This is a genomic window from Mycobacteriales bacterium (genome assembly GCA_035550055.1).
In the GTDB taxonomy this organism is placed as follows: domain Bacteria; phylum Actinomycetota; class Actinomycetes; order JAFAQI01; family JAFAQI01; genus DASZTV01.
Window position 1 is genome coordinate 32,836 of sequence record DASZRO010000017.1, and the last position, 13,956, is coordinate 46,791.

15 protein-coding genes and 1 pseudogene are annotated in these 13,956 nt (G+C 69.9%); 13 read left to right on the forward strand and 3 right to left on the reverse strand.

The annotated features are described in order from the left end of the window. Positions 1 to 4 precede the first annotated feature (4 nt). From VG899_02225 to era, 7 genes are all read left to right on the forward strand, one after another. A complete protein-coding gene (locus VG899_02225) occupies positions 5 to 736 on the forward strand; it encodes a 16S rRNA (uracil(1498)-N(3))-methyltransferase (GenBank protein ID HWA65171.1) in 732 nt (243 codons plus the stop codon). Between the two features lie 16 nt (positions 737 to 752). Next, positions 753 to 1,103 (forward strand): histidine triad nucleotide-binding protein, encoded by a 351-nt coding sequence (locus VG899_02230; protein HWA65172.1) that lies wholly within the window; start codon positions 753 to 755, stop codon positions 1,101 to 1,103. A 77-nt stretch (positions 1,104 to 1,180) separates the two neighbouring features. Then, entirely contained in the window at positions 1,181 to 2,155 is a 975-nt protein-coding gene (locus VG899_02235; protein ID HWA65173.1) for a PhoH family protein, read from the forward strand. 4 nt (positions 2,156 to 2,159) lie between these two features. After that, a complete protein-coding gene (gene ybeY / locus VG899_02240; protein HWA65174.1) occupies positions 2,160 to 2,651 on the forward strand; it encodes an rRNA maturation RNase YbeY in 492 nt (163 codons plus the stop codon). After that, positions 2,648 to 3,940 (forward strand): hemolysin family protein, encoded by a 1,293-nt coding sequence (locus tag VG899_02245; GenBank protein ID HWA65175.1) that lies wholly within the window; start codon positions 2,648 to 2,650, stop codon positions 3,938 to 3,940. The genes ybeY and VG899_02245 overlap by 4 nt, the downstream gene beginning before the upstream one ends. 1 nt (position 3,941) lies before the next feature. Next, the gene (locus tag VG899_02250) at positions 3,942 to 4,238 is read left to right on the forward strand and encodes a cytidine deaminase (protein HWA65176.1); all 297 of its coding nucleotides are present in this window, start codon (positions 3,942 to 3,944) and stop codon (positions 4,236 to 4,238) included. Further along, a complete protein-coding gene (gene era, locus VG899_02255) occupies positions 4,235 to 5,140 on the forward strand; it encodes a GTPase Era (GenBank protein HWA65177.1) in 906 nt (301 codons plus the stop codon). Before VG899_02250 ends, era begins: the two co-directional genes overlap by 4 nt. Before the next feature lie 18 nt (positions 5,141 to 5,158). Here the strand turns inward: era and VG899_02260 are convergent, their stop codons facing one another. Then, positions 5,159 to 7,489: a hypothetical protein gene (locus tag VG899_02260; GenBank protein HWA65178.1), complete on the reverse strand. Its 2,331-nt coding sequence runs from the start codon at positions 7,487 to 7,489 to the stop codon at positions 5,159 to 5,161. 229 nt (positions 7,490 to 7,718) lie between these two features. Between VG899_02260 and recO the strand changes: the two genes are divergently transcribed. Next, positions 7,719 to 8,465 (forward strand): DNA repair protein RecO, encoded by a 747-nt coding sequence (gene recO, locus VG899_02265; protein ID HWA65179.1) that lies wholly within the window; start codon positions 7,719 to 7,721, stop codon positions 8,463 to 8,465. Positions 8,466 to 8,500: 35 nt separating this feature from the next. On the opposite strand, the gene VG899_02270 is transcribed toward recO, so the two are convergent. Further along, positions 8,501 to 8,971: a hypothetical protein gene (locus VG899_02270; GenBank protein HWA65180.1), complete on the reverse strand. Its 471-nt coding sequence runs from the start codon at positions 8,969 to 8,971 to the stop codon at positions 8,501 to 8,503. A 207-nt stretch (positions 8,972 to 9,178) separates the two neighbouring features. Between VG899_02270 and VG899_02275 the strand changes: the two genes are divergently transcribed. From VG899_02275 to VG899_02290, 4 genes are read left to right on the forward strand one after another with little or no spacing between them, the layout of a single operon-like run. Continuing rightward, positions 9,179 to 10,384 (forward strand): histidine kinase, encoded by a 1,206-nt coding sequence (locus VG899_02275; GenBank protein ID HWA65181.1) that lies wholly within the window; start codon positions 9,179 to 9,181, stop codon positions 10,382 to 10,384. After that, complete coding sequence (locus VG899_02280; GenBank protein HWA65182.1) at positions 10,381 to 11,058, forward strand: response regulator transcription factor; 678 nt, start codon at positions 10,381 to 10,383, stop codon at positions 11,056 to 11,058. Before VG899_02275 ends, VG899_02280 begins: the two co-directional genes overlap by 4 nt. A gap of 10 nt (positions 11,059 to 11,068) precedes the next feature. Next, a complete protein-coding gene (locus VG899_02285; GenBank protein HWA65183.1) occupies positions 11,069 to 11,827 on the forward strand; it encodes an isoprenyl transferase in 759 nt (252 codons plus the stop codon). Continuing rightward, positions 11,824 to 12,216, forward strand: coding sequence for a VOC family protein (locus VG899_02290; protein ID HWA65184.1), 393 nt, complete (start codon positions 11,824 to 11,826; stop codon positions 12,214 to 12,216). Before VG899_02285 ends, VG899_02290 begins: the two co-directional genes overlap by 4 nt. 24 nt (positions 12,217 to 12,240) lie before the next feature. Here the strand turns inward: VG899_02290 and VG899_02295 are convergent. Further along, positions 12,241 to 12,507 (reverse strand): annotated as a pseudogene (locus VG899_02295) (DUF6703 family protein). Between the two features lie 32 nt (positions 12,508 to 12,539). Between VG899_02295 and VG899_02300 the strand changes: the two are divergent. Beyond that, entirely contained in the window at positions 12,540 to 13,946 is a 1,407-nt protein-coding gene (locus VG899_02300; protein HWA65185.1) for a glycine--tRNA ligase, read from the forward strand. Positions 13,947 to 13,956 lie beyond the last annotated feature (10 nt).

A 13,956-nucleotide genomic window follows, 5' to 3' on the forward strand; every position in this document is an offset into this window, starting at 1 on the left:
AGGGGTGACCCCTCCTGTCTTCCGCGTACCGGACGGTACGGCCGGCGCGGATGGCCAGGGCGTTCTCACCCTGCGCGGCGCCGAGGGGCATCACGCCGCCGACGTACGCCGGCTGCGGGTCGGTGAACCGGTGTGGCTGACCGACGGGGCCGGCTCCCGCTGGGAGTGTGCCGTGTCGGGCGTGCGGCGCGGCGAGCTCGACCTGGCGGTCGGCCGCGTCGTGCACGTCCCGCGTCCGCAGCCGCGGCTGGTCGTCGTCCAGGCGCTGGCGAAGGGCGGCCGTGACGAGGACGCCGTCGAGGCGATGACGGAGGTCGGGGTCGACGAGATTCTGGGCTGGTCGGCCTCGCGCAGCGTCGCGAAGTGGACCGACCGTACGGCGGGGAAGTGGGAGGCGACGGCGGCCGCAGCCGCCCGGCAGTCCCGCCGCACCTGGTGGCCGACGGTCGCGGGTCCGTTGTCGACGGCGCAGGTGGCGGCGCGACTCATGACCGCGTCGCGGGCGCTCGTCCTGCACGAGTCGGCCGTGCACCCGCTGACCGTGGACGCGGCCGCGGCGAGTGGCCAGGAGGTCGTCGTCGTGGTCGGGCCCGAAGGCGGCATCGCGGACGACGAGCTAGCCGCGTTTGCCGCGGCAGGCGCGCAACCGGTCCGGCTGGGGGACGCCGTCCTTCGCAGCTCCACGGCAGGAGTGGCGGCGCTGGCCGCGATCTGTTCGCAAACCCGCTGGCGCTGACCCGTACGCTCGCGCCATGAGCGATCCGGATTGCATCTTCTGCAAGATCGTCGCGCGTGAGATCCCGGCCGACATCGTGGCCGAGTCGGACACGGCGATCGCGTTTCGCGACATCGCGCCGCAGGCACCGGTCCACGTTCAGGTCATCCCGAAAGACCACCATCGCAACGTGGCCGAGGTGGCGGCGGCCGGCGACGTCGATGTTGGCGACCTGTTCCGGCTGGCCGTCGAAGTCGCGCAGGTCGAAGGCGTGGCCGACGGCGGCTACCGGCTGGTGGCCAACACGGGCGAGGCGGCGTTCCAGACGGTGTTCCACTGCCATATCCATGTGCTCGGTGGCCGCCCGATGGGTTGGCCGCCCGGCTAGCCTGGAGTGCAGACATGGCAACCCGGCCACAGGCAAGTACGACGACGACGCGCATCGTCGTGCCCGGCGCTCGCAGCATGGTGTCGCTGCTCGGCTCGAGCGACGAGCTGCTCCACCTCATCGAGCAGTCCCTCAGCTGCGACGTCCACGTCCGCGGCAACGAGATCACGCTGTCCGGCCCGCCCGAAGAGGTTGAGCTCGGTGCGCACCTGTTCGAGGAGCTGCTGACGCTGCTCGATCGCGGCGGCGTGCTGACCTCCGACGCGGTGTCGCGATCGCTGGCGATGCTGCGCCAGGAGACCGACGAGCGACCCGCCGAGGTGCTCAGCCTCAACATCCTGTCCAGCCGCGGGAAGACGATTCGGCCCAAGACGCTGAACCAGAAGCGCTACGTGGACGCGATCGACGCCCACACGATCGTGTTCGGCATCGGCCCGGCCGGGACCGGCAAGACCTATCTGGCGATGGCGAAGGCCGTCCAGGCGTTGCAGGCCAAGCGGGTCAACCGAATCATCCTGACCCGGCCGGCGGTCGAGGCGGGGGAGCGGCTCGGGTTCCTGCCGGGCACGCTCAGCGAGAAGATCGACCCGTACCTGCGGCCGCTCTACGACGCGCTGCACGACATGGTCGACCCGGAGTCGATCCCGCGGCTGCTGGCGTCGGGTGTGGTGGAGGTCGCGCCGCTGGCGTACATGCGAGGCCGGTCCCTCAACGACTCCTTCATCGTCCTCGACGAGGCGCAGAACACCAGCGCCGAGCAGATGAAGATGTTCCTCACCCGGCTCGGCTTCGGGTCGAAGATGGTGGTCACCGGAGACGTCACCCAGGTCGACCTGCCGACCGGCACGCAGAGCGGTCTGCGGACCGTCCAGCAGATCCTCGACGGCATCGACGACGTCGACTTCTGCCGGCTGACCTCGCAAGACGTGGTTCGCCACAAGCTGGTCAGCGACATCGTCGACGCCTACGCCCGCCACGACGCCGAGCAGGCGGCGGCTTCGGCGCCGGCCGCGCACCCGCCGAAGCGCCGTGCGCCGCGCAACGGCAGCTGATCGAATGAGCATCGAGGTCGCCAACGAGACCGGCGCGGACGTCGACGTACACCGCATCGAGCGGGTGGCGAGGTTCGTCCTCAACGAGATGGGCGTCAACCCGCTGGTCGAGTTGGCGATCCGGCTCGTCGACGTCGAGGCAATGACGGCGCTGCACGTGCACTTCATGAACGAACCAGGCCCGACCGACGTCCTCGCGTTCCCGATGGACGAGCTCAACGACCAGCGCGACGACCTCGAAGGCGACGTGCCGCCGACCCTGCTGGGCGACGTGGTGCTGTGTCCCGCGGTCGCCGAGGCCCAGGCGAAGCAGGCGGGCCACTCGACGGCGGCGGAGCTGGAGCTGTTGTGCACTCACGGCGTGCTGCACCTGCTCGGGTACGACCACGCCGATGAGGCCGACGAACGCGAGATGTTCGGGTTGCAGGCCCGACTGCTCGACGGCTGGAAGACCTCGAAGGACGCCCTGCGCTCGACGGACAACCAGGCGCCATGACCACGACGGACGCCTGGGCGCTCGTCCTCGCGGCTGTGTTGCTTCTCGCCTCCGCGGTGCTGGCCGTGGCCGAGTCCGCGCTCGCTCACGTGTCACGGTTGCGGGTCGAGGAGCTGCTTCGCGAGGGCCGACGCGGCACCGAGCGGCTCGAACGCGTCGTGCGCGAGGCGCCCACGAACCTCAACGTGCTCCTGCTGGCGCGAACCGTCGGGGAGATGCTGGTCGCGACACTGGTCGCGGTCGTCTGCGTGCGGGAGCTCGGCTCGATCTGGCAGGCCGTGCTGGTCGCGGGCGTCGGTGTCGCGCTGCTGCACTACGTGGTCGTCGGCGTCGCGGCACGCACCATCGGGCGTGAGCGTTCGGAGCGGATAGCGCTGCTCACCTCACGGCTGGTGCTTGCGCTGCGGGCGGTCAGCATCGCCGTGACGCAGGTGCTGATCGCGATGGGCAGCGCGCTGGTGCCCGGCAAGGTCGCGCGCGACTCGGGCTTCACATCGGAGGCGGAGCTGCGCGACCTCGTCGACCTCGCCGAGGAGCGTCAGGTCATCGAGAGCAGCGAGCGGGAGATGATCCATTCGGTCTTCGAGCTCGGCGAGACGCTGGCTCGCGAGGTCATGGTCCCGCGCACCGACATGGTGTGGATCGAGCGGTCCAAGACGGTTCGCCACACGATCTCGTTGGCGTTGCGCAGCGGGTTCTCCCGCATCCCGGTCATCGGCGACAACGAAGACGACGTCGTCGGGGTCGCCTATCTCAAGGACCTCGTCCGCAAGGCCTATGACGGCGAGGCGCAGACCGCGGTCCGGGTCGACGAGGTGATGCGCCCGGCGTACCTCATCCCGGACTCCAAGCCCGTGGACGAGCTGTTGCGGGAGATGCAGGCGAAGCAGGTCCACGTGGCGATCGTCATCGACGAGTACGGCGGTACGGCGGGCCTGGTCACGATCGAGGACATCCTCGAGGAGATCGTCGGTGAGATCACCGACGAGTACGACCGCGAAGGTCCACGCATCGAGGAGCTCGAGGACGGCAGCCTGCGGGTCAGCGTGCGCGTGCCGATCGACGACCTCGAGGAACGCTTCGACGTGTCCTTCGACCTCGAGGACGTCGAGACGGTGGGCGGCCTGCTCGCCGCGGAGCTCGGCCGGGTGCCGATCGCCGGCGCGACGGTCGAGCTGCATGGCCTGCGGTTCACCGCCGAAGGTGGCAAAGGGCGTCGCAACCAGGTGGGCACCGTGCTGATCGAGCGGCAGGAACCGGCGCCCGCCGCGAAGCGCAAGCGCTCATAGGGTGGCTGACGTGGACAGTGAGGACGAGAAGCTCGTCACCCTCGCGCGTTCGGCACGGGCGCGCAGTGGCGCCGCGGAGGGCGCCGCGGTCCGCGACGACATCGGGCGCACCTACGTGGCGGCCTCCGTCACGCTGCCGGGGTTGGTCCTGACGGCGTTGCAGGCGGCGGTGGCGGCGGCGGCCTCCAGCGGGGTGAGGCGCCTCGAGGCCGCGGTGGTCGTGACCGCACAGCCGAACGTCGACGACACGGCGCTGGCCGGCCTCGGTGATCCGGTGCTGCACGTGGTCGCCGAGTGACGGCACAGCCCGAGGCGGGGTTCCGGTCCGGCTTCGCCTGCATGCTCGGCAGGCCGAACACCGGCAAGTCGACGCTGACGAACGCGCTCGTCGGTTCCAAGGTTGCCATCACCAGCGACCGGCCGCAGACCACCCGGCACGCGATTCGTGGCATCGTCTCGCGCCCGGAGGGGCAGCTCGTGCTGGTCGACACTCCCGGCTTCCACCGGCCCCGCACGCTGCTGGGTGAGCGGCTCAACGACTTGGTGCGCGCGACCGTCGCAGAGGTGGACGTCGTCGTGTTCTGCGTGCCGGCGACCGACAAGATCGGTCCGGGGGACCGGTTCATCATCGACCAGCTCCGCGCGATCGCGGGGCAGACGCCGGCGCTGGCCGTCGTCACCAAGTGCGACCTCGCCGGCAAGGACGTCGTCGGCGAGCGGCTGATCGAGGTGTCGAAGCTGGCGGACTGGGACGAGGTGGTGCCGGTCAGTGCGGTCGACGGCTTCCAGGTCGACCTGCTGGCGGACCTCCTGTTGGCCCGGCTCCCGCAGGGCCGTCCGCTCTATCTCGACGACGAGCTGACCGATGCGCCGGAGTCGGTCATGGTCGCTGAGCTGGTCCGCGAAGCGGCGCTGGGCGGCGTACGAGACGAGCTGCCGCACTCGATCGCCGTCGTGGTCGAGGAGATGGTGCGCAGCGACACCCGGATCGACATCCACGCGGTGATGTACGTCGAGCGCGAGAGCCAGAAAGGCATCGTGATCGGCACCGGGGGTGAGCGGCTGCGCGCGGTCGGCACCGAAGCCCGCCGTCACATCGAGGCACTGCTGGGAGCGCAGGTCTACCTCGATCTGCGGGTCAAGGTCGCCAAGGACTGGCAGCGCGACCCCAAGCAGCTCAACCGGCTCGGCTTCGCCTAGCGCCGTCTGCTCTCGCGGTCAGCGGGTGACCGCGAGCCCGTCGATGCCGACCGTGGTCCCCGACGAGAACGTGCCGCGGACACCGGTGCACTTGAAGGTGAAGGTGCGCGTCTTCGCCGGCGTGTGAATGCCGCCGAAGAACGGGATCGTGGTGTGTCCCGGCGCGGAGCTGAACAGGTCGTAGGTGCCGATGCGCTTGGGACCCTGGAAGATCGCGAGCTTGCCGTACGTCGGGCCGGTGCGGACGAGCAGCTCGTACGTCGTGCCGCGCGCGGTTGCCACGGCAGTCGCGCCCTTCGCGGAGGTCTCGATGTGCGATCCGGCGTAGTCGGTCGCCCCGGGCACGGTGCGCCACGAGCCGGTGAGCCGCATCGTCGTGTCGTCGTACGGCACGGCGAGGACCTGCCGCACGGCCGCCGCGTGCTTGCCCGCAGCGTCGTACTCGGTGACCTTCACGACATAGGTGCCGCCGGTGACCGCGGTGAAGCGGTAGGACCCCGTGGCCGGCGCGGTGTTGGACGTGTACACCGGCGCCGCCGCGCCGACGTGCGTGATCGTCACCGACGCGCTCGACGCCAGCAGCGCGCCGACGCCGGGGTTGGCTGGGTGCCAGTGAACGACGACGTTGGTGGCGCGCTTGCGGACGTGCGGGTCCGCCAGTGCGATCGTCGCCTGCGCCGCCGGGGCTTTCGGGGAGAACACGTACGGCGCGAGCGACGGCCACAACGGCGCGCCGAGACCGCTGACCGTGTCGAAGCCCTTCATCGCCCTGACCGGCAGGTCGGTGCGGGCGCGGTCGGCATCGGACTGCGCGCCGTTGCTGCCGGAGGTCACATCGCGAAACGTCGCCGGCTTGCCGGCGTACGCCGAGTACAGCGCGCTGTGGATGTCCCCGACGCCGCTCGTCGCGCCGTGGGCGGACAGCATGTTGGTGAACAGCGCCGCCGCGACCGGCGCCGCAAGGCTGGTGCCGCCGACGGTGAGCGTCGCGGGGTTCGACGTCGGGTTGCAGAACAGCGGCAGCTGGTTCTTGCAGGTCGCGTTCTGGTCGGTCGTGAGGATCTCGAAGCCGGACGCCGGGTCACCGTTGACGGCGATGTCGGGCACGAGGCGGCGTGCCTGCTTGCCGAAGTCGCCGGTTGTGCCGGTCGCGGTCTTGAACGGCTCCCGGCCGATCCCGCTGCTCTGGTAGGCCGGGATCGGGAACGTGTCGGACTCACCACCTCCGGAGCCGCCGCTGCCCGAGCTCGCCTGACAGGAGGTCGGGTCGGTGCAGGTCCAGCCCTTGTCCACCCAGTTGGTGCCGTCGTTGGCGGCCTTGCCCCCGACCGCGACCAGCCGGGTGGCGCCGACACCGACCACCTCCGGCGAGCTCGCGGGGTAGTCCACCGCGACCTTGGTCGAGGTCTTGGATCGGCCGCAGTCGTAGATGCCGTCGTCTCCGGAGGCCGCGAAGATGGTCACGCCCGCGGCGTCCAGCGACTGCAGCAACGACTCGATCGCCTTGATCGAGTCCCCCGGGAAGTTCGCGGTGAAGTCGTCCTCGCAGGCGCCCCAGGAGGTGGTCAGCGCCACGATGTGGGGGTCGCCGCCGTCGGCGGACTTGCCCTGGCCCTGCGTCACGTCGGCGAGGACCTGGCTCAACGCCTGGACGTAGCCGCCGCTGCTGTTCGTGTCGAAGTAGGCGCGCTGGTTGGCGTGCGGGGCGGTCGACAGCAGCGCCTCCTGGTCGAGGTCGACCTCCTCGTCGAGGTCCGGCGTGGCCGGCGAGATCTTGCTCGACGCCACGGCGAACTGCTTGTACTGACCGCTTGCGACCGGATCGGGCGCGATGTTCACCGACGGCTGCGCGGCGTACTTGCTGAGGTCGACGTCGTTCCAGTTCGCGAACTGCAGCGAGGCGATGGTGAGGGGGCCGTTCTTGTCGCGCCCCTCCGACGGCGACTGCAGCGGGGCTGCATACGCGTTGCGGAAGTCCGGACCGGCGAGGGTGTCCTGCGTGCGGAACAGCGGGGTCGCGTCGGAGTCGTCGAGCACCGCGGAGGCGACGCCGGCGATGCTGGTCGGAAGGTCGGCGACGACGTCGTGCGCCGTCGAGTGGGTGACCCCGCCGAGCAGACCGAAAGTTGCGGCCACGACCGAGGCCGGCGCGGACGCGTTGATGGTCCACGCGGTCTGGTGGCCGATGGCGAACCCGGCGGAGGTCAGCGCGGTACGTACGGTCTGGTGCGCGGCCGCGCCGGGCAGCACCGCGTCGAGGCGGCGGACCCGCTCGGCATGGTGGGCTCCGGCCGCGGTGGCGAGCCGTGCCAGGCGCGCCGGGTCCGGCGCCTTCAGCAGGACGGTCACGGTCGTCGTGGCTTCCGACGCATGTGCGGCGGGGGTGCTCAACGCCGCTGCGGCGAGCAGTGTCGCGCCGACCAGCGCTGCGGCGCTGTGGAGCCGGCTGGAGATCGGCCGAGTCACGGTGTCAGGCCTCGCTTGCGACGGGGTGCTGGGCTTCCAACCGTACCTGCGCAACCTCGACTCGCCCGTCGTACAGTCGCGCAACGCGCGGATGGCCGGGGAGAATCAAGGCGTGCCGCTGTACCGCGACGAGGCCGTCGTCCTTCGCACCCAGAAGCTGGGCGAGGCCGATCGCATCGTCACGCTGCTGACTCGGCGGCACGGCCGGGTTCGTGCGGTCGCCAAGGGAGTACGCCGCACCGGGTCGAAGTTCGGTGCGCGGGTCGAGCCGTTCATGCACGTGGATCTTCAGCTGCACACCTCCGCGATCGAAGGCGCCGGTGGCCTCGACATCGTGACGCAGGCGGAGACGCTCGCGCCGTTCGGTGAGGCGATCGCGACGGACTACGCGCGCTACACCGCGGGAACCGCGGTGCTCGAGACGGCGGAGCGGCTGACCGCCGAAGAGCGGGAGCCGTCACTGCGGCTGTTCCTGCTGATGGTCGGAGCGCTCCGCGCGCTCGCCGACGGCGACCACACGCCCACGTTGGTGCTCGACGCCTTCATCCTGCGCGCGCTCGCGATCTCCGGCTACGAGCCGGTGCTCGACGGCTGCGCGTTGTGCGGTACGCCGGGCCCGCACCGCGCGTTCGTGGTCGGCTCCGGTGGTGTCGTTTGTGGCGACCATCGACCGCCGGGTGCGCCGATGGTCTCCACCGACACCTTGCAGCTGATGGCTGCTCTCCTCAGTGGGGACTGGACGGTCGCAGACGCGGCCTCCGCGAAGACCCAACGCGAGACGAGCGGCGTCGTCGCGGCGTACCTGCAGTGGCATCTCGAACGAGGTCTGCGATCGCTTCGCCTCGTGGAACGCGGCTGAGCCCGGTCCATCCGGACCGGGCCCAGCGGCGAGGCTCAGCTCGTGACGTGGATCGTCATGTGCACTGTCGCGTTGCCCGGGATGACGTGGACGAAGCCGCTCGCATCGGCGTAGCTGCCCGTGCCGCCGGTGATCGACCAGTCGAACGGCGCCGGGCCCTGCGGGCTCGACGTGACGGTGCCGACCGCGACGAGGGAGCCGTTGGGCAGGTCCAGGGTCTGGGTGCACAGCTCATGTGCCGTCGGCTTGGTCACGAACGTTGCCAGACAGACACCGTCGATGCTCCCGTAGGCCTGACCGTTCATCGTGAGCTTCGCGGTTGACAGGTCTTCGTCGCCGACGCTGAAGCCCTTGTGTCCAAGGTCGATGTCGTGGTCGTGGTTGTCGTGTGCGACCAGCGCGATCACGGCGGTCGTGGGGTCGCTGCTGTCGGCGAGGGCAAGGCCGGCACCGCCGAGCGTCGTGGCAACGGCGGTCGCGATGACTGTGGCGAGCACGGTACGCATTGGTGGTCCCTTTCGTGGTGGCCGGTGCGGCCGTGGATTGCTGACGGCGGGACGTTACGAACCGACGAGTGCTCGTCGCCTCCGTCGCGAGGTTGGTCGAGCGCGGTCATGGGCGGAACCGCGGTCCGACAGATTCCCCCTGTGGTGGGACCCGGCTTCCCCCGCAAGGCGGAGAAGATTGCAGCCGGCAATGGTTACGGTCATGGCGTGACGCTCGCGCTGCGACTGTTCCGCAACCATGTCCTTCGCGACTGGGCGTGCGCGGTTGCCGTCGTCGTCATCGGACTCGGTGACCTGGCGGCGAACCCGCACAGCGAGAACTTCCCGGGCGCTCCAGCGGGACACGTCGCGTTCCTGCTTGCATCGTCGCTGCCGTTGGCCTTCCGGCGACTGTGGCCCGCATCCTGCGCTGTGAGCGCGATTGCGCTGGTCACGGTTTGGGACATTGCGCTGTACCCACCGAAGAACCAGGCCAGCTTCGAGGCGTTCCTCATCATGTTGGCCGCGTCGTACATTCTCGGCGCCGATGTTCGCGGTGCACGTCAGGCGTGGACCACGGCTCTCATCGCGCTCGTCATTCTGCCCGGCTGGCTGTTCGCGCTCGGTGCCGGTCAGTCGCCGGGCGACGTTCTCCCCGCGCTGGTGTTCACCGTGTTGGCCTGGACCGTCGGTTACACCCTGCGCCGCCGCAAGGAGCAGGCGGCTCTCGAGCGAGCGCGGGCCGACCGGCTTGCCTTCGATCAGGGCCGGTTGGCCGCCGAGGCGGTGATCGAGGAGCGATCGCGGATCGCGCGCGAGCTGCACGACGTCGTCGCGCACAGCTTGTCGCTGATGGTCGTGCAGGCCTCCGCCGAGCGCCGGGCGCTGGCCGTCGGCATGAGCGACCCGGACAGCACGCGCTCAGTGTTGGAGTCGGTGGAGTCGACCGGCCGGGAGGCACTCGTCGAGCTTCGGCGGCTGCTCGGCCTGATCCGTCGTACCGATGAGGTGGCGTCCCGCCAACCGCAGCCGACCCTGCGGCATCTCGACGCGCTCATCGAACAGGTGACGGCAACCGGCGTACGCATCGACTTGACCGCGACCGGTGACTTCGAGGGCCTGCCGCCTGGTGTCGATCTGGCCGCGTACCGGGTGGTGCAGGAGGCCCTCACCAACATCGTCAAGCACGCATCCGCGAGCGTTGCGCAGGTGCGGATCGGGTGGTGCGGCGGTGCGCTCGACATCGAGATCGTCGATGACGGTGCGGCCGGACCCGCGTCGCTGCCGACCGGTGGGCACGGCCTGGCGGGAATGCGCGAGCGGATCGCGATCTACGACGGAACGCTCGAAACCGGACCTCGCGAACCGGGGCCGGGCTTCCGGGTGCACGCGCGACTGCCGGTCAACCGGCCGTCGGCGGTGATGGTTCCGTGACGCTTCGACTGCTGATCGCCGACGACCAGGCGCTGGTGCGCGCCGGCTTCCGCAAGCTGCTCGACGCCGAACCAGGGCTGGAGGTGGTCGGTGAGGCATCGGACGGCGCGGAGGCCGTGTCGGCCGCCCGCCAGTTCGCGCCTGACGTAGTCCTGATGGACATCCGCATGCCGCGGGTGGACGGGATCGAGGCGACCCGGCGAATCACCTCCGCCGGCGGCCGGGTCTCGGTCCTCATCCTCACGACGTACGACCTCGACGAGTACGTCTTCGACGCGTTGCGGGCCGGCGCGAGCGGGTTCTTGCTCAAGGACGCGCCGCCAGAGGATCTGATCGCGGGTATCAGGCTGGTCGCCCGAGGGGACGCGCTGCTGGCTCCGTCTGTCACGCGTCGGCTCATCACCGAGTTCACCAGCCGGCCGCGCGAAGGGTCGCCGGCGGACCTGCCCTCGCTGAGTCAGCGTGAGTCGGAGGTGTTGCGGCTGGTCGCGCGCGGGCTGTCCAACGCCGAGATCGCGGCCGAGCTGTTCCTCGGCGAGGCCACAGTCAAGTCACACGTCGGCTCGATGCTGGCGAAGCTGGGCTGCCGCGACCGGGTTCAGGCGGTCGTGCTGGCCTACGAGTCCGGGCTCGTCCAGCCAGGAAGGGACGCCGGGCCGGGCGGCGCGCAGTAGCGTTCGCACCGTGGTGCGCCCGCCGTCCCCTCATCCGTCGGGAGCGAAGCCGCCGACGCTGCCGCCGGGCCTCGTGCCGAACCACGTCGCGATCGTGATGGACGGCAACGGCCGCTGGGCGAAGGAGCGTGGCCTGCCGCGGACCGCCGGGCACGAACAGGGCGAGAGCTCGCTGTTCGACGTCGTCGAAGGCGCGATCGAGGTCGGTGTGAAGTGGTTGTCGGCGTACGCGTTCTCGACCGAGAACTGGCGTCGCTCGCCGGACGAGGTCCGCTTCCTGATGGGGTTCAACCGCGACGTCATCCGGCGCCGGCGCGACGACATGCACGCGATGGGCGTACGAGTGCGCTGGGCCGGCCGGCGCCCCCGGCTGTGGAAGTCGGTGATCTCCGAGCTCGAAACCGCCGAGGAGCTGACCAGGAACAACCGCGTCCTGACGCTGACGATGTGTGTCAACTACGGCGGCCGAGCCGAGATCGCCGACGCCGCCGCGGGGCTCGCGCGCGACGTCGCGGCGGGACGGGTCGATCCGTCGAAGGTCAACGAGCGGACCCTCGCTCGCTACCTCGACGAGGCGGACATGCCGGACGTCGACCTGTTCGTGCGCTCCTCCGGCGAGCAGCGGACCTCGAACTTCCTGTTGTGGCAGTCGGCGTACGCCGAGCTGGTCTTCCAGGACCGGCTGTGGCCTGACTACGACCGGCTCGACCTGTGGGCCGCCATCGAGGAGTACGCCCGTCGAGATCGCCGCTACGGCGGCGCGTTGTGACCGAGGGAGAGTCGACCCGGATGCGGCTGCATCACGTCAACCTCGTCGTCAAGCCCGGCGAGACGGCGCAGGTCGCCGGCTTCTACACCGACGTACTCGGGCTGACCGCGGCGGTGAAGCCGACCGAGGGCACGTCACCGGGCGGGGCGTGGTTCGACATCGACGGGCACACGCAGCTGCACATCTCCGAGCGCGCGGACGCGGTGATGCACGACGACATGCACTTCGCCCTCGTGGTCGACGACTTCGACGCAACGGTCGCGCGCCTCACGGCGGCGGGGGCGCAGTGGCGTGAGCAGCCGGACCTGTTCGGAGGTCGGCGAGGCTCGACGCGCGACCCGCTCGGGAACCGGATCGAGCTGCTCGAGAGGGCCGGGTCGCTGGCCTGAGCGTCCGGTCAGCCGGTCAGCCGGTCAGCCGTGGACGAGCTTGACGACGGCGACCACGGTGATGACGACGATCACCGCGACGCGAAGCGGTTTGCCCTGCGGACGTACCTGGTCCCAGACGGCGTAGCTGACCGCGACCAGCATCGCCACGGTCACCAGCAGGATCGCGCCGCCGACCCGGCCCGGGACGAACAAACCGGCGAGAAAGATCGCCAACGCAACGAGTCCCGCGAGCACATTGACCAGCCGCCGGTTCACGCCGGACATAGTCGCACTACTCTGAGTTCTCCTCGCCGACCGCCAGCCGGATGGAGTCGCCCGCCTTGGCCAGCAATCAGTCCCACGACGCCGCGCGCATCGAAGACCTCGTCAGCCTCTGCAAGCGACGGGGAATCGTCTTCCCGTCGTCGGAGATCTACGGCGGCACCCGGTCCGCCTGGGACTACGGCCCGCTCGGCGTAGAGCTCAAGGAGAACATCCGCAGGCAGTGGTGGCGTGCCACGGTCCAGACCCGCGACGACGTCGTCGGGATCGACTCCGCAGTGATTCTCGCCTCGGAGGTCTGGAAGGCCTCAGGTCACCTCGACGCCTTCGTCGACCCGCTGATCGAGTGCCAGTCCTGTCACAAGCGGTTTCGCGCCGACCACCTCCAGGAGGAGTTCGCCGAGCGCAAGAAGATTGACGATCCCGACACGGTCGACCTCAAGGTCGTGCCATGCCCGAACTGCGGCAACAAGGACACCTGGACCGAGCCACGGATGTTCAACGGGCTGCTGCGTACCCATCTCGGCGCGACCGAGGACGAGGGGTCGCTGCACTACCTGCGCCCCGAGACGGCGCAGGGCATCTTCGTGAACTTCCTCAACGTGATGACCGCCGCGCGCAAGAAGCCGCCGTTCGGCATCGCCCAGACCGGCAAGTCGTTCCGCAACGAGATCACGCCGGGCAACTTCATCTTCCGGACCCGTGAGTTCGAGCAGATGGAGATGGAGTTCTTCGTCGAGCCCGGCACGGACGAGGAGTGGCACGAGACCTGGCTGTCGACGCGCTGGGACTGGTACGTCGACCTCGGGCTCGACCCGGCGGACATGCGCTTCTACGAGCACCCCAAGGAGAAGCTGTCCCACTACTCCAAGCGCACGGTCGACATCGAGTACCGGTTCCGCTTCGGCGGCTCGGAGTGGGCGGAGCTCGAAGGCATCGCCAACCGCACCGACTTCGACCTGACGACGCACTCCAAGCACTCCGGCGTCGACCTGTCCTACTTCGACCAGGACAAGGGCGAGCGCTGGACGCCGTACGTCATCGAGCCGGCCGCCGGGCTGACCCGCTGCGTGCTCGCGTTCCTGCTCGGCGCGCTCACCACTGACGAGGCGCCGAACTCCAAGGGGGAGATGGAGAAGCGCACCGTCATGCGGCTCGACCCTCGGCTCGCGCCGGTCAAGGCCGCGGTGCTCCCGCTGTCGCGAAACGCCGACTTGTCGCCGAAGGCACGTGACCTCGCGGCGCTGCTGCGGGCCCGGTGGAACGTGGAGTTCGACGACGCCGGCGCGATCGGGCGTCGCTACCGTCGCCAGGACGAGATCGGTACGCCGTACTGCATCACCGTCGACTTCGAGACCCTCGAGGACGACGCGGTCACCATCCGCTCCCGCGACACGATGGCCCAGGAGCGGATCGGCCTCGACGCCGTCGAGCGCTACCTGCTCGACCACCTCCCCGCCTGCTGACCCAACCGGC